Genomic DNA, 15,784 nt, shown 5'->3' with positions numbered 1-15,784 from the left:
TAGATCAGAGCAGAAAGCTGGAAAGAGGCTAACCGGTATAGGCACCGCTGTTTGACGAAAAAATGTTCAAAAGGTGAGTGGGAGGGATTCGGCAATTGAAGGGAGTTCATCTGCATATGAAGCGGCTTGTGCGACAGATGCGGGCGGTTCGCGTGCTTCTGGCCGCCACCGTAGGAGTGGGTTTGACAAGCGGTGTGCTGCTGATCCTTCAGGCCTATCATTTGGCCCGAATTGTCAACGCTGTATTTTTGGAGCACGCTCCCTTGCATCAGGTCAAGCCTTGGCTCTGGATCTTATTCGGACTCATCATCACCCGCGGCGTTCTCAGCTGGTTGAATCAGGCGATCGCCGCGCATATGGCCGTGCGTGTGAAAACGGATTTGCGACAAAGACTGATTGCGCATCTGTTCCGGCTTGGTCCTGTTTGGGCAGCTCAAGAGCGACGCGGCGAATTGGTCAACACGGCGATGATCGGGATTGAACAGTTGGAAACCTTTTTGTCTCGCTATCTTCCGCAAATGGCATTGTCGGCATTGATACCGTTGTCAATTTTCGGTTTCGTACTGACACGCGACGCTCTAACAGCGTTCATTCTTACTGTGGCAGCTCCGTTGATCATCTTCTTTATGATTTTGATCGGCAAGGCGGCGGAATCGGCCAGCTCCCGTCAATGGCAGCAATTGAGTTTGCTTGCTGCACGGTTTCTTGATCTGTTGGAGGGCATGACGACCCTGAAGGTTTTTGGACGAAGCCGCGATCGGGCGGAGTGGATGGGCCGGGCGAGTGAAGCCTATCGGCTGGCAACTATGCGTACCCTTCGTGTCGCATTTTTGTCTTCTTTTTTACTGGAATTATTTGCAACACTGAGCACGGCGGTCGTCGCCGTTACCCTCGGCCTGCGCCTGGTTTCTGATCGCTTGCCCTTTTTCACGGCTTTTTTGATCCTATTGTTGACACCTGAATTTTTTCAGCCCCTTCGGGCGCTTGGCAGCGAATTTCACGCAGGTCTCAACGGAGTGACGGCTGCCGGAAGAATCTTCGAGATTCTTGAAGCCAAACCGCCGGGCCTGGTACAGGATGATTGGAAGAACGAAGATCAATATGGGGATTCGCAGGATCAGTCATACACAATTGAATTTGTCCATGTCACTTTCGCGTATGATCCAGGATTGCCCCCCGTAATACATGATATCAATCTGACTGTACGCCCTGGTGAAACGCTGGCGTTAGTCGGGCCCAGCGGAGCGGGTAAAAGCACGCTCCTCGACCTTTTGCAGGGTTTTTTGCGTCCGACCGCTGGGGAGATACTTATTAACGGGCAATCGTTGAGCGACTGGCCTATTGACGAATGGAGACGACGAGTGGCGGTTTTGCGTCAGCACACTCATATCTTTGCCGGCACCGTCATGGATAATTTGCGTATGGCTCGTCCCAACGCTTCAGAGGAGGAGGTTGTGTCAGCTGCGCGTACAGCAAAGGCACATGATTGGATTGTCTCTTTGCCCAAAGGCTACGACACTCTCTTGGGTGAAGGCGGATACGGTCTAAGCGGGGGGCAGATCCAGAGATTGGCGGTGGCACGGGCTTTGCTTAAGGACGCTCCGGTGGTGCTGCTTGATGAACCTACCGCCCACCTTGACCCGGAAACCGAATGGACAATGCAGGAAGGTATTGCACAGCTTTTGGCGGGTCGCACAGTAATTGTGGTAGCCCATCGTCTGAGCACTGTAAAGCAAGCGAATCGGATCGCCGTGATGGAAGGCGGAAAGATTGTTGAACAAGGAAGCCATACCGATTTGATGGCCGTTCAGGGAATCTATCGCCGATTACGCGCCGCGTACGCAGGAGGTGAAGAATCGTGAACAGACGTGTGATACAGGAGATGACACCGGAAGATAGAAAGACACAGCTGTCGTTCTGGAGGGTTATCGTCCGCCTGTTCCAATTTCAACGGCCCTTCCTCCGGCGTATCGCCCTGTCAATTCTCCTCAGCTTTTGTACAGTAGGAGCGAACATAGGGCTCATGGCAACGTCCGGTTTTCTGATTGCCAAAGCTGCCCTGCACCCTGCCACCGTATTGTTGCTGTGGATGCCGATTGTAGGGGTTCGATTTTTTGGCTTGTCCCGTGCCGTGTTCCGTTACGGAGATCGGTATTACTCCCACGATTTGACGTTTCGCATCCTCCGGCAGATACGTGAGTGGCTGTATCGGCGTATTGAGCCGCTTGTACCGCTGATGCGGCCTGGTCAGCAAAGCAGTGATGTTTTCGCATCGGCAATCGGGGACATTGAAACCCTGCAGAATTTGTACCTGCGGGTGATTGCACCACCGTTAGTGGCATTTCTGGCGATGGGTTTGTGCAGTGTGCTGATGGCTCCCTTTGGCTGGGATATGGTATTGGCTTTGGTTGCGGGAATGGTTTCCGCAGGAGCGGGTGTTCCTTTGCTTACACATCTTCTTGCTCAGAGAGCAGGGGCGGAAGCGGTTCGAGTTCGGGCACGCATGCAAACGAAACTGGTGGATTCTGTCGAGGGCATGGCCGATGTGTTGGCGTACAACCTGAAAACGAGAGTGATGCAGGTATGGGAAAGTGAGCAGCAGATATGGGTCAGCCGTCAATTATGGCTGGCCCATGTGGACGGCTTGGGAAGCGGGCTTTTCTTCATTTGCAGTCATTTGACAATGTGGGTTGTGTTGTGGCTTGGTATTGAGCACGTGCAAACAGGACGTTTAGATGGTGTGTACTTGGCCATGCTGGTACTGGCAGCGTTAGCGGTGTTTGAAGCGGTGATGCCGATGCCGACAGCTTTCAAGCAGTTGGGGGAGTGCATCGAGGCCGGGCGGAGGATGTTTCGCTTGACCGATCAGTCCCCCCTGGTGCCGGAACAGGTTTGCTCACTGCTTCCCCGTTCTGCGGATTTGCGCGTACGCAATGTGTCATTTATATACCCCGGTTCGGATCGCAAAATATTGGCAGATATCTCTTTTGATCTGCCAGAGGGCAAACACATGGCTCTGGTCGGAGCAAGCGGCGCAGGAAAAAGCACGCTCATTCGCCTATTATTGCGTTTTTGGGAGCCAACGCACGGACATATCGAACTCGGCGGGGTCAATCTGTGCGATGTGGAGCCTGAGGCGGTTCGCCGTTGGTTTACAGTGATTGAACAAAAAACCTACCTGTTCCACGAGTCGGCGGCCGATAATTTGCGCCTTGGACATCCCACAGCGACCTTGACTGAACTGCAGGATGCCGCCTCAAAATCACAAATTGATCAGGTTTTGCGGGCATTGCCGCATGGATATGATACTCTTCTTGGCGAATTCGGCGCGCGTTTGTCAGGTGGGGAACGGCAACGCTTGGCCCTGGCGCGGGCATTGTTGAAAGAAGCGCCCATTCTCCTATTGGATGAGCCAACAACCGGTTTGGACCCGATTGTTGAACAAAGGTTTATGAAGATTCTTCGCATGCTGGCTGCCGGACGCTCTGTTCTGCTCATTACCCACCGCATGAGCGGGTTGGAATCCTTTGACGAAATTCTGGTACTGAAAGATGGACGCATTGCAGAAAGAGGGACACACGCGGAATTACTTAACCTGCGCGGCATTTACCGCGCCATGTGGGAGGTGGAGAGAGACCGCCTGCACGCATATGCGTACAATTCATTGGAAAAAAACGGATAGTGCCCGATTTCGGAGATATACTACAAAAGAAATCCCGGGTTTGATTTTTTGATTTTCCTGGTGTCAAACCTATAGGTGTAGGAAAGGGGTACTTGGCATGCTGAATGTATTGTTAGCCCGTTGGCAGTTTGGGATCACCACGGTCTACCACTTTCTCTTCGTGCCTTTGACCATCGGATTGAGTGTTCTGATTGCCCTGATGGAGACAATGTATGTTCGGACAGGCGATGAGACATATAAACGGATGGCGAAATTTTGGGGCAAAATGTTTCTGGTCAACTTCGCCCTGGGGGTGGTCACCGGGATCATGCAGGAATTCCAGTTTGGCATGAACTGGTCCGCCTATTCCCGCTTCGTCGGTGATGTATTCGGTCCGCCCCTGGCGATCGAAGCGCTTGCCGCCTTTTTTCTTGAATCGACCTTCATTGCAGTATGGCTGTTCGGATGGGACCGGTTGTCCAAGCGCGTCCATCTGCTCGCGATCTGGCTTACGGCCCTCGGAGTGTCGATATCCGCTCTTTGGATTTTGACAGCGAATGCCTTTATGCAGGAGCCGAGAGGCTATGTGATCCACAACGGCCGGGCGGAAATGAACAATTTTTGGGCATTGCTCGGGAACCCCCAATTGTGGGTGGAGTTTCCACATGTTTGGTTCGGTGCTCTCTCTACAGGTGCCTTCTTCATCACAGGCGTCAGTGCTTGGTATTTACTGAAAAAACGGCATCTTGAGGAGTTTACGCGATCTTTTAAAATCGGAATCCTCGTAGCTTTGGCCTCTACGGTGCTGACAATTGTGCTGGGACATTCGCAGGCGCAACATTTAATGACGTCACAACCCATGAAGATGGCGGCATCGGAGGCACAATGGAACACCAGCCAGGAACATGCTCCCTGGTCCGTGTTTGCGATCATCGATGAAGAACATCACCGCAACACGTATAATGTTCAAATTCCTTATTTACTGAGCATTCTTGCCTATAATCACACCTATGGCAAGGTCGAAGGGATCAATCAGCTGCAGGAACAGTATGTACGAACGTACGGTCCGGGAAATTACATTCCACCCGTATGGGTGACGTACTGGAGTTTTCGCGTGATGGTACTGGCGGGACTCTTGATGTTGCTGTTGGCCCTTTACGGATTGTATCTGATGTTGAAAAATCGATTGAGCCAGCATTCCGCATTTCTACGGGCGATGATAGGGGCTATATTCCTGCCGTACATAGCACACACCTCTGGGTGGATCATGACGGAGATGGGCAGGCAGCCATGGGTGGTCTTGGGTCTTCTGAGAACGGCAGACGGTGTTTCCCCTACGGTCACCCCACCAATGATATGGACGACGTTGCTCGGGTTTGGAATCTTGTATCTTGTTTTGGGGATTATTGACGTTTATTTATTTGTTCGCTTTATCCGTCAGGGACCGGATCTCGAGGAGGATACGTCAGAAATGGATGCCAAACTCCCCCATCCAGTCACTTAGAAAATGCGTAGGTGTAACCATTATGGATAATGAGGTGAGGATTGATTGATTCTGAACATCATCTGGTTCATTCTGATTGCTACATTGTTTACCGGATTTTTTGTATTGGAGGGTTTTGATTATGGGGTTGGCATTTTAACACCTTTCCTTGGACGGACAGATGAACAGCGGCGACTTATTATTAATACCATCGGTCCGTTCTGGGATGCAAATGAGGTATGGCTCATCACCGCAGGCGGAGCAATGTTTGCAGCATTCCCGAACTGGTACGCGACTTTGTTTAGCGGGTTTTACATAGCTTTCTTCCTGCTGTTGGTGGCGCTGATAGTGCGTGCTGTAGCGTTTGAGTTTCGCAGTAAAATCAGTAACCCCCGTTGGCGTACCACCTGGGATTGGCTTCTGTTTGGAGGAAGTGTTCTACCGCCCTTTCTGTGGGGCGTTGCTGTCGCCAACTTCATGAGTGGTGTGCCCATTGACTCCAACATGAATTATGTCGGTACGTTTTGGAACCTGATTACGCCTTTCAGTATCATGGGTGGATTAAGTTTGCTGCTGCTTTCAACGTTACACGGTGCTCTATACCTTTCCCTTCGCACATTTGGCGAAATGCAGGAAAGGGCAAGGGAAACCGCACGGAGAATCGGGGTGCTTGCCAGCCTGGTGATGTTCCTGTTTGCTGTCTTAAGTTTCTATAATACTGACCTGTTCAGCAAAATCGGCATTAACCCCGGTGCAGTTCCCGTGCTGGCAGCCATGACGTTGTTGTCGGTGCCCTTTTTCATTCATGCCAAACGCGACGGTTGGGCGTTTTTAATGACCACCATGACAATCGTATTCTCTTCGATCACGGTTTTTCTCCAAATGTTTCCGCGCGTCATGATCAGCTCGCTCAACCCCGAATGGAGTCTGACGATCTACAATGCCGCATCGGGACCCTATTCGCTGCGAGTGATGACTATCATCACCGTCTGTGTGTTACCTTTTGTCCTGGCGTACCAGGCTTGGACGTATTGGGTGTTTCGGCATCGTCTGCGTCCAGGTGGTCACATGGATTATTAAAACTGACATGCTGTTTCATACACGTAAAGAACAGCTCAAGCGCCCCTCGGGAGGCGGGAAAACCCCCACCTGCAAAGGTAAGAAAAAATAGGACTGGGTTTCAGGCTTATTTTTGTCGATTCACAGGTACTCCCAGAAATAGGACTGTTTTTCAGTCCTATAAGCTATTTCTTTTCTACGCCCCTTGAAAATCCCCCGGATAAGACTGAAAATCAGTTCTATTCTTGAAATGACAATCAAAAAATTAAAAATAAGACGGACAATCAGTCTTATTTTCACAGCATCTACATTATGTTAACTAAAACTCGGTCATGGAGAATTCCCATCAACTACCTATAATCTACCTTCTCCTCAATCCCATACCTCCTCATCTTTTGGTAAAGGGTCGAACGGCTGATGCCGAGCTGTTTGGCTGCCAGGCTCCGGTTGCCTCCACTTTCCTTCAGCACTTGCACAATCAGGTTTTTCTCTGCTGCTTCCAACAAATCACGTTTTTCCATCTGTAGCGGGCCGTCAGGAATGTCCCCTTTTGGGAAGGTCCCGGCAGGCATGTTTCCGACAGAGAGGGTTCCGGCGAAGACATTGTTCCTCCGAGCACTCAACAACCCGGAAGGCAAATGGTGAACCTCGATCCACTCCGAACTTTCCAGATTCATCGCTCTCTCCAGCACGTTTTCCAGTTCCCTGACGTTGCCTGGCCAATCATACTTTTTCAGGATTTCAATAGCGGCGGGAGTAATCCCGACAACTTTTTTCCCAATTCGTTGGTTCAGCTTGCGAATCAGCTCTTCGCAAAGCGGCGGCAGATCTTCCGGACGATTGCGCAGTGGCGGAATCTCCAGATGGATCACATGCAGGCGGTAGTACAGGTCTTCCCGAAATCTTCCTTCCCGAATCAAATCCTCCAGGCGTTTGTTGGTCGCAGCCACGATCCTTACATTGACCTGCCGGGTTCGGGTATCGCCCAGCCTTTCAAATTCCTTCTCTTGAAGCACCCTCAGCAATTTGGCCTGGAGCGAAAGAGGCATGTCGCCAATCTCATCCAGGAACAAGGTGCCTCCATCAGCCAGCTCAAATTTTCCAGGCTTGCCGCCTTTTCGGGCACCGGTAAACGCACCGTCCGCATAACCGAAAAACTCCGATTCCAGCATTTCGACCGGTATGGCGGCACAGTTTACCTTCACATACTTTCCCGGCCGTCCGGATATCTCATGAATGGCTTGGGCAAACAATTCTTTGCCGGTACCGCTTTCACCGGTGATCAGCACCGTTGACAGCGTCTGTGCCGCCAGATAGGCTTGTTTCTTTAACAGTTCCATTTCGCCGTTCCTTGTCACAATTCGATCCAGCGCAGTTCCATGGGTAAAGGCGTGCAGGTACTTGCCGTCGATGGCACTTTCCAGCATCCGTTCCAGCTTTTTGGTAGTTTCCAGTTCATGTGCCATTTTTTCATAAGCGGACAGGTCCTTTAATATGGCAATGGATCCGATTACCTGATCCCGATAGACAACAGGTGCAAAGGATGCGAGGGCGACAGTTTCCGGCAGGAGGATTTTCTTGGAAGCAAGGGGAGCGTGGGCGTGCAAAGCATAGATCATATCCTCACCGACCTGGGGCAGCATGCTCTCCACTGTTTGATCCAGCACGGCAAACTGGGGCTGCTGAAACAAGCGCTCCGCCGGGGAATTGAACGTGTGAATCCTGTGGTTCCTGTCAATGGCAACGACTGCGTCATCCAGGTGTTCAATCAGACACTGCACGTGATTGGCAAGCTGTTCGGTAGCCATCAGGAAACCCTGGATCAGGTCCCCCTTGGCCACAACTCCATGAACGATTCCTTCATCGTCCACCACCACTGCATGCGCTACGTTGTTTGACAAGAGAATGTCCCTGGTTTCTGTCAGCGGGGTGTTGAGGTTGACCGTTACCACTTCCCGGATCAGGCAGGGGGCAATGGGCGTATTCAGTATCCCGCCTTCCAGCAGCAGACGGTAGATCACATACTTGGTGACGATCCCTTCCAGCTTGCCATCGGGTGTCAGCACACAGGCAATGTCCAGCCGGTGCTTCAGGAATTGGGTCAAGACGGCTTGCACCGTATCGGTGGGCCGCAGGGCGACAAAGGTGTGGGTCATGCAATCGGCCGTTTTCATGGGAATCCTCCCTTCGCAGGCAGATGGGTTGCATTGCAACTGTTCGATTTCCGTACATTTGTCTGAATGTTACTACAATTGTATCCGAGAAACGCTTCTTCGTGAAGGTGAAAAATCGTCCTTCTGCCATGCGAGAAATGGGCGTCCGCTAAGGAGCCCGGTTCCGATAAGGCTGGCACAAGTCTTGCGTGATACAAATCCCCGGAGGTGAAGAATCGGATGAAGATAGTGCGAATCGGAGCGGCACAGGGTTTTTATGGGGATGCACTGGAGCCCGCCATAGTGTCTGCCAAAAGGGGAGACATTCAATATCTGGCGTTTGATTGTCTGGCGGAACTGACCATGGCCATTCTTGCCAAAGATCAGGCAAAAGACCCAAACAAAGGGTATACCCGGGACATCACGCCTGCCATGCAATACCTGCTTCCCATAGCCAAGGACAAAGGCTTCAAGATGCTGACCAATGCCGGGGGCATCAACCCGGAAGGGGCTCTGCAGGAAGTGCTGCGAATCGCAAACAAACTGGGGCTGCACGGTTTGCGGGTGGCGGTTGTGACCGGAGACAACCTGATGGGACGGTTGGATGAGCTACAGGAGAGCGTGCTTACCCTGGAAGATCTCGAAACCGGTGAAAAACTCGGCACTGTAAAGGACAGGCTGATGTTTGCCAATGCGTATCTCGGAGCGCAACCGATTGTGGAAGCGTTGAAGCAGGGGGCGGATGTGGTGATCACCGGCCGGACCACCGATACGGCCCAGTTTCTGGCCCCTTTGATCTACGAATTCGGCTGGTCGCAAGAGGATTGGAACGAATTGGCGCAAGGCATCCTGATGGGCCACCTGATGGAGTGTTCCGGCCAGTCTACAGGCGGAAATTTCAGCGGGTGCTGGTGGGAACTGAAAGACCTGGACCTGATTGGCTACCCGATTGCGGAAGTGCGGGAGGACGGGAGCTTTGTCCTGACCAAACCGGAAGAAACCGGAGGTCTTGTGTCGGTAGACACGGTCAAGGAACAGATGCTGTATGAGATCCACGACCCGACTGCTTATGTAACGCCTGATGTGATTGCCGATTTTACCACCGCCACCCTGGAAGATATCGGCCCCGACCGGGTTCTGGTTCGGGGGGCCACGGGCAAACATCGGCCCGACAGCCTGAAGGTTGTGATGGGATATGAGAACGGCTACATGGGGCAAGCGATGGTCGGGTATTCCTGGCCGGACGCTTTAAGAAAGGCAAGGGCAGCGGAAGAGATTATCCGCAAACAGCTGCAGCGGCGGGGCTGGGAGTATGAGGAAGTGCACGCCGAGTACTTGGGATTCAACTCCCTGCACGGACCTACGGTTGAGGAACCGCAAGAAGAGTTGAACGAAGTCTATCTTCGCATGACAGTCCGGGCGAAGACCCGGGAGGACGCGGACAGGTTCGGGAGGTTGTTTCCCTATCTGGCGTTGAACGGCCCGCCAAGCCTTGGCGGCAGTTTTGGCACGTTGACCTCGAGACAGCTGCTGGGTATGTGGTCGACTCTGATTCCCCGTGAAATGGTGGAGCGGGAGATCAAGATTCGGATTGAGGAAGTGAGTGTGTGATGGCGCTTGTACAGTTGCGGGATATATCACAGGTTCGGGCGGGAGACAAAGGCAATACGGTCAACATCGCCCTGTTTGCCCCAAGTGATGAGTTGTACCGGATCTTCTTGCGGGAAGTGACGCCTGAGAAGGTGAAAGCCCACTTTCGCGGCTGGATTGAAGGGGAGGTCATCCGCTATGAGGTGCCCAATCTCATGGCTTTGAATTTCGTCTGCCGGCGGGCGTTGAACGGAGGAGGCTCCTCCTCCATCCGGATGGACAATCTTGGCAAATGCTTTGGCACCAACCTGCAGCGGATGATGATTGAAGTGGGGGGTAAGTGACATGCCGTATCTTCCTTACTTTACGGAGGAACATGATGCTTTGCGGACAACAGTGCGCCGTTTTGTTGAGAACGAGGTAAAGCCTTATGTGGACGAATGGGAGGAGAAAGGGGAATTTCCCCGAGAGATTCTCAAACGGATGGGGGATCTGGGGTTCCTCGGCTTGCGGTACCCGGAGGAAGTCGGGGGGCAGGGGGGAGATTATTTTGCCGGCATGGTGCTGGCGGAGGAATTGGCCCGCTGCGGTGCAGGCGGATTCCCGATGGCTGTTGCCGTTCAGACAGACATGGCAACCCCGCCGATCCTTCAGTTTGGTACACCCAAACAGATTGAGCAGTTCCTGATTCCCGCCCTGCGTGGCGACAAATTGGCTTGTCTTGGAATCACGGAACCCGATCACGGTTCCGATGTCCAGGGCATTCAGACAAGAGCGGTACGGGATGGGGACGAGTGGGTGATCAACGGGAGCAAAATGTACATCACCAACGGACCACGGGCCGACTTTATTACATTGGTGGCCCGGACCTCCAACGAGCGCGGCTACAAAGGAATCAGCCTGTTCCTGGTGGAGATGGACCGTCCCGGAATCACGGTCAGCCGCAAACTGGATAAGGTGGGGATGCGTTCTTCCGATACGGCCGAACTGGTCTTTGAGGATGTGCGGATTCCGGCCGACCAACTGCTTGGGGAAGAGGGGAAAGGCTTCTACCACATCATGTGGGAACTGCAGGGGGAGCGCCTGGTGGCGGCAGCCGGATGCATCGGCACCATGCAGTATATCTATGAACTGGCACTGCGCTATGCAAAAGAACGCCGCCAGTTTGGGCAGCCGATAGCCAATTTTCAAGTAATATCCCATTTGCTGGCGGAAATGGCCACTGAGATAGAAGCTTGCCGTCAACTGACCTATGCGGTAGCTTACCGGTTCTCCCGCGGGGAGGTCCCCAGCAAGGAGATTTCCATGGCGAAGCTTGCCACGGCGCAATCGACCCATTGGGTGGCGGACCGGGCCCTGCAAATTTTTGGAGGCAACGGGTATATGCAGGAATATCCGATCGAACGGATTTGGCGGGATACCCGGCTGAACCGCATAGGGGCCGGCACGGACGAAATCATGAAAGAAATCATCGCCAAGGAGATGGGGATCAACGCCTAATTCCCGTAAAGGAGGGATCGAAGTGGGACACTGGCTGTTTGGCAAGGAACATGAAATGTTCAGGCAGAGCGTGAGAAAGTTCGTGGAAAAAGAAGTCACCCCCCACATTGAGGAGTGGGAGCGGGCGGGCGAAGTTCCCCGTTCCCTGTTTCGGCGCGCAGGAGAGTTGGGGTATCTGGGTCTGAAGTTTCCCGAGGAATATGGCGGAGGGAACGATCTGCTGGCAGATGCAATCTTTGTTGAGGAAATGTCCAGGTGCGGATCAGGCGGCACGGCTGCCGCTCTGACGGCTCACTCGGGGATTGCTGTAACACCGATCTGGCGGTTTGGAGACGAAGAACAGAAGCAGCGGTATCTGATTCCCGCTCTTCGGGGGGAAATGATTGCCGCGCTTGGCATCACAGAACCGGACTCGGGATCCGACGTGGCTTCCATCAGGACGACCGCACGCCGAGTCGGAGACAGTTACATCCTAAACGGCAGCAAAACCTTCATCACCAACGGTGTCAACGCCGACATTGTCTGTGTGGCGGCCAAAACGGAACCGGAAGCGGGTCACCGGGGCATCAGCCTGTTTGTCGTGGAAACCAAGACCCCGGGATTCTCTGTCGGCAAGAATCTGAGAAAGCTGGGGTGGCGGGCATCCGACACGGCGGAACTGGCATTTGAGGATGTCCGGGTTCCGGCCGGCAATCGGATTGGCCAGGAGAATCAAGGATTCTATTACATCATGCAAAATTTCCAGTGGGAACGGATTCTTATGGCTTTGTCCAGCGTGGCTTCGGCGGAGAAGGCGTTGGAACAGGCCATGAGGTACAGCAGGGAACGCATTCAGTTTGGTGTGCCGATTCAACAGTTCCAGGTGCTGCAGCACAAGATGGTGGACATGGCGGTAGACATTGAGAAAGCCCGAAATCTCACCTATTGGGCTCTTTACCAGTACCAGCAGGGGAAAGATGCGGTGACGGAAGCGACGATGGCGAAAGCGTATGCGGGTGAAACGGTCAGCCGTGTCTCAGATGCAGCTTTGCAGATCCACGGCGGCGCAGGCTATATGATGGAATACCCCGTACAGCGTTACTGGCGGGATGCCCGAATCATGTCCATCGGTGGGGGCACCACCCAGATCATGAACGAAATCCTTGTCAAGCAGCTTGGCATAAACAAAGAGGAGGAGACAGCATGGCAATCGGGGAACAGGATCAACTCACGATGAACGACCTGGTCAACCGGCTGGAAGAGAAGAAGCGCCGGATTCGCGAGGAAATGGGCGGAGAGGAAGCGATTGAGAAACAGCACCAGCTGGGAAAATTGACTGCCAGGGAACGGATTGCGCTGCTGTTTGATCCGGGTACTTTTGAAGAAATGGGGGTGCTGGCACATCACCAGCAGACGGTCGGTGACATGGCCGGGAAGAAAACGCCGGCAGACGGGGTGATTACCGGCTACGGCAAAATCGACGGCAGGCTCTCCTGTGTGGCTGCGTATGATTTTACCGTAATGGCCGGTTCCATGGGGCAGGTTGGCGAGAAGAAAGTGGCCCGGATGCGGGAATGGGCCCTCAAAAACCGGGTGCCGATCATTTGGCTGATTGACTCGGCCGGAGCCCGGATTCAGGAAGCGGCCGGTTCCTGGTTTGCCGAGACGGGGGATGTATTCTTCGAGGAAGTGATGATGTCGGGCGTCATCCCGCAAATCTGTGCCATGATGGGACCAGGTGCGGCAGGCACTGCGTACATCCCGGCACTGGCTGATTTTGTGCCGATGGTCAAGGGCACAAGCTTTATGGCGCTTGGCGGCCCCCCGCTGGTGAAAGCCGCAATCGGGGAAGACATCACGGAAGAAGAGCTCGGCGGCAGCAAGATTCATTGCGAGGTGTCAGGGGTAGGCGATCTGGAAGTGGAAGACGATGCGGCCTGCATTGCCGCCATTCGGGAATACATCAGCCATTTCCCGCTCAACAACCTGGAACTGCCGCCCATTGTCCAAACGGACGACCCTGTTGACCGCAGGTGCGAGAAACTGTACCAAGTGGTTCCCATGCAGATGAGCCGGGCCTACGACATGCACAAAGTCATTCATGAGATTGTGGACAACGGACGGTTCTTTGAACTGAAGCCAAAATGGGCTCGCAACATGATTACCGGTCTGGCCCGTATAGGCGGCTATCCGGTCGGCATCGTCGCCAGCCAGCCGATGTGGCTTGGGGGAGCCATCGATGTAAACGCCTCCGACAAAGCGGCACGGTTTATCAATCTGTGTGATGCATTCAACATTCCGCTGCTGTATTTGGTGGACACTCCCGCGTTCCTGATCGGTTCGTCGGTTGAAAAACAAGGCATTATCCGCCACGGAGCCAAGTTCCTGCACGCGACAGCCAACGCGACGGTTCCCAAATTCACCGTGGTGGTGCGGAAAGCATTTGGTGCCGGGTATTACGTGATGAACGGGCGTGCCTTCGACCCGGACCTGATCGTGGCCTGGCCGGGTGCGCAAATCAGCCTGATGGGAGCGGAAGGGGCCGTCAACATCATTTTCCGAAAGGAAATCGGCAAGGCGGAAAACCCGGAGGCCAGGCGGCAAGAACTGGTTGACGAATACAGAAAACGCATCAGTCCCGAGATCGCGGCAGGGGCCGGTTTGATCGACGATGTGATCGATCCTGCGGATACGCGACGGATTCTTGCTTCAGCGCTTGAACGGACCCGCGGCAAAAAAGTGGAGAGACCCTGGAAGAAGCACGGAGTGGTTCCGGTATAGGAATTGAATTGTGAGGAGGAGAAAATATGGTTGTCGTTTCCGAATTGGAACGGAATCTGGTCAGCAGGGTGTGCGTCGGGGATATGGTTACACGGTCGGCCTCCCGTTTTCCGAACAAGGTGGCGATCAAGGACGGAGAGAGGGTTTTGACCTACAAGGAGTTTAACAACTTGGTCAACCGCTGCGGACATGGATTGCTGCAGCTCGGGTTGGAGCATCAGGACAAGGTCGCCATCATGACGCGCAATTCCTGGGAGATGCTGGTACTGTATTTTGCCTGTGCCAAGGCGGGGCTGATTGCGATGCCGATCAATCTTGGTCTGAAAGCACCTGAGATTGCCTATTGCATGAACGACTCCGGAGCCAAAGTGCTGGTGGCGGAGAGTGTGTTTGCCGGGATGATCGGGCCGGCTCTCGACAGTTTACCGGCGTTGCAGCATGTGTATTGGTGCGGCTCTTCGGGTGTCGAGAAGCAGGGGAAGGTTCGCGGAACGTTTGATGAACTGCTGGATTCCGGTGCACCGGAGGAAGTCGAGCGGATCGTCAACGACCGGGATATTGTCCAACTCCTCTATACAAGCGGAACCACTTCCATGCCCAAAGGGGTTCTCACCAGCCATGTGGCGGTTTCTATTACCGCTTTGACCAATGCGCTGCAAACCAAAATGGATCACAGGGATCAGGTAATGGCTTTGCTTCCCTTGTTTCATTGCGCCCAGTTGAACGCTTTGACGATCCCGTCGATCTTGACCGGGGCCGGTGTTGTGATTCTGAAAGCGTTTGATCCCCAACAGGTTGCCGATGGAATCGAACAGGAACGAATGACGATCACCCTGCTTTTGCCCGTCATGTATCAGGCCTTGCTCGGTATACCGGGTGTTCGTGAAAGGGATTTCTCCTCTGTTCGGATGGCGGTATACGGTATGGCGTTCATGCCGCAATCGAGAATCGACGCGCTTCAGAAGATCTTCCCAAATGCCAACATTCTGTTGGGGTCGGGACAAACCGAATTCATTCCGACGACCACTTTCCAACGACCGGAACATCAGGCAACCAAATCGGCATCCTGGGGACCCGCAACCGTCTGTACGCAAGTTGCGATAATGGATGATCATGGCAATCTGCTTCCGCCAGGTGAAGTCGGGGAGATAGTGTACCGGGGACCGCAAGCGCTGGAAGGGTATCTGAACCGACCGGACAAAACGTCGGAAGCGTTCCGGTACGGATGGTTCCACAGCGGTGACGTGGCCCGGATGGACGAAGAGGGGGTCATCTGGTTCACAGACCGCAAGAAAGACATGGTCAAAACCGGCGGGGAAAATGTAGCTTCTATAGAAGTGGAAGGCCGGTTGCTGGAACATCCGGCCGTCCTGGAGGCGAGTGTGGTGGGACTTCCTCACCCCCAGTGGGGAGAAGCGGTAACTGCCTTTGTCATCCTGAAGCCCGGACAGACAGTCACACAGGAAGAATTGATCGGATTCTGCAAGGACAAACTGGCAGGCTTCAAGGTTCCGAAGCGGATCGAGTTCGTGGAATCCTTCCCCCGAACAGGTACAGGCAAGATTCAGAAACATCATC

11 protein-coding genes are annotated in these 15,784 nt (G+C 53.6%); 10 read left to right on the top strand and 1 reads right to left on the bottom strand.

Annotated features, from left to right (window positions below):
• The first annotated feature begins 116 nt into the window (after positions 1 to 116).
• The 4 genes from cydD (at position 117) to cydB (ending at position 6,224) form a co-directional block, all read left to right on the top strand.
• The gene (cydD, locus tag EFBL_RS10365; protein WP_207907604.1) at positions 117 to 1,862 is read left to right on the top strand and encodes a thiol reductant ABC exporter subunit CydD; all 1,746 of its coding nucleotides are present in this window, start codon (positions 117 to 119) and stop codon (positions 1,860 to 1,862) included.
• Positions 1,859 to 3,682, top strand: coding sequence for a thiol reductant ABC exporter subunit CydC (gene cydC, locus EFBL_RS10360; protein WP_096182064.1), 1,824 nt, complete (start codon positions 1,859 to 1,861; stop codon positions 3,680 to 3,682). The genes cydD and cydC overlap by 4 nt, the downstream gene beginning before the upstream one ends.
• A gap of 97 nt (positions 3,683 to 3,779) precedes the next feature.
• Positions 3,780 to 5,165 (top strand): cytochrome ubiquinol oxidase subunit I, encoded by a 1,386-nt coding sequence (locus tag EFBL_RS10355; RefSeq protein WP_096182063.1) that lies wholly within the window; start codon positions 3,780 to 3,782, stop codon positions 5,163 to 5,165.
• Positions 5,166 to 5,210: 45 nt separating this feature from the next.
• On the top strand, positions 5,211 to 6,224 hold the full coding sequence (gene cydB, locus EFBL_RS10350; protein WP_096182062.1) for a cytochrome d ubiquinol oxidase subunit II: 1,014 nt from the start codon (positions 5,211 to 5,213) through the stop codon (positions 6,222 to 6,224).
• 329 nt (positions 6,225 to 6,553) lie between these two features.
• Here the strand turns inward: cydB and EFBL_RS10345 are convergent, their stop codons facing one another.
• On the bottom strand, positions 6,554 to 8,377 hold the full coding sequence (locus tag EFBL_RS10345; protein ID WP_096182061.1) for a sigma-54-dependent Fis family transcriptional regulator: 1,824 nt from the start codon (positions 8,375 to 8,377) through the stop codon (positions 6,554 to 6,556).
• 219 nt (positions 8,378 to 8,596) lie between these two features.
• Between EFBL_RS10345 and EFBL_RS10340 the strand changes: the two genes are divergently transcribed.
• The 6 genes from EFBL_RS10340 to EFBL_RS10315 all read left to right on the top strand — a co-directional run.
• Positions 8,597 to 9,967, top strand: coding sequence for an acyclic terpene utilization AtuA family protein (locus EFBL_RS10340; RefSeq protein ID WP_096182060.1), 1,371 nt, complete (start codon positions 8,597 to 8,599; stop codon positions 9,965 to 9,967).
• Positions 9,967 to 10,290, top strand: a complete 324-nt coding sequence (locus EFBL_RS10335) for an AtuA-related protein (protein WP_096182059.1) — start codon at positions 9,967 to 9,969, stop codon at positions 10,288 to 10,290. The genes EFBL_RS10340 and EFBL_RS10335 overlap by 1 nt, the downstream gene beginning before the upstream one ends.
• Before the next feature lies 1 nt (position 10,291).
• Positions 10,292 to 11,446 carry an acyl-CoA dehydrogenase family protein gene (locus EFBL_RS10330; protein ID WP_096182058.1) on the top strand — a complete coding sequence of 385 codons (1,155 nt, stop codon included), beginning with the start codon at positions 10,292 to 10,294 and terminating at the stop codon, positions 11,444 to 11,446.
• A gap of 22 nt (positions 11,447 to 11,468) precedes the next feature.
• Positions 11,469 to 12,662, top strand: a complete 1,194-nt coding sequence (locus EFBL_RS10325) for an acyl-CoA dehydrogenase family protein (RefSeq protein WP_207907603.1) — start codon at positions 11,469 to 11,471, stop codon at positions 12,660 to 12,662.
• Positions 12,629 to 14,206, top strand: coding sequence for an acyl-CoA carboxylase subunit beta (locus EFBL_RS10320; protein WP_207907602.1), 1,578 nt, complete (start codon positions 12,629 to 12,631; stop codon positions 14,204 to 14,206). The genes EFBL_RS10325 and EFBL_RS10320 overlap by 34 nt, the downstream gene beginning before the upstream one ends.
• A 26-nt stretch (positions 14,207 to 14,232) precedes the next feature.
• On the top strand, positions 14,233 to 15,784 hold a 1,552-nt coding region (locus EFBL_RS10315), incomplete at its 3' end, for a long-chain-fatty-acid--CoA ligase (protein WP_096182056.1).

The sequence above is a fragment of the Effusibacillus lacus genome, from assembly GCF_002335525.1.
GTDB classification, from domain to species: Bacteria; Bacillota; Bacilli; order Tumebacillales; family Effusibacillaceae; genus Effusibacillus; species Effusibacillus lacus.
The sequence above is the reverse complement of the archived record's forward strand: the minus strand, read 5'-3'. Positions and strand labels throughout refer to the sequence as shown.

Coding starts and splice junctions, on each gene's coding strand:
- cydD (WP_207907604.1), top strand. CDS start 117: ATGAAGCGGCTTGTGCGACAGATGCGGGCGGTTCGCGTGCTTCTGGCC.
- EFBL_RS10355 (WP_096182063.1), top strand. CDS start 3,780: ATGCTGAATGTATTGTTAGCCCGTTGGCAGTTTGGGATCACCACGGTC.
- EFBL_RS10345 (WP_096182061.1), bottom strand. CDS start 8,377: ATGAAAACGGCCGATTGCATGACCCACACCTTTGTCGCCCTGCGGCCC.
- EFBL_RS10340 (WP_096182060.1), top strand. CDS start 8,597: ATGAAGATAGTGCGAATCGGAGCGGCACAGGGTTTTTATGGGGATGCA.
- EFBL_RS10335 (WP_096182059.1), top strand. CDS start 9,967: ATGGCGCTTGTACAGTTGCGGGATATATCACAGGTTCGGGCGGGAGAC.
- EFBL_RS10330 (WP_096182058.1), top strand. CDS start 10,292: ATGCCGTATCTTCCTTACTTTACGGAGGAACATGATGCTTTGCGGACA.
- EFBL_RS10320 (WP_207907602.1), top strand. CDS start 12,629: ATGGCAATCGGGGAACAGGATCAACTCACGATGAACGACCTGGTCAAC.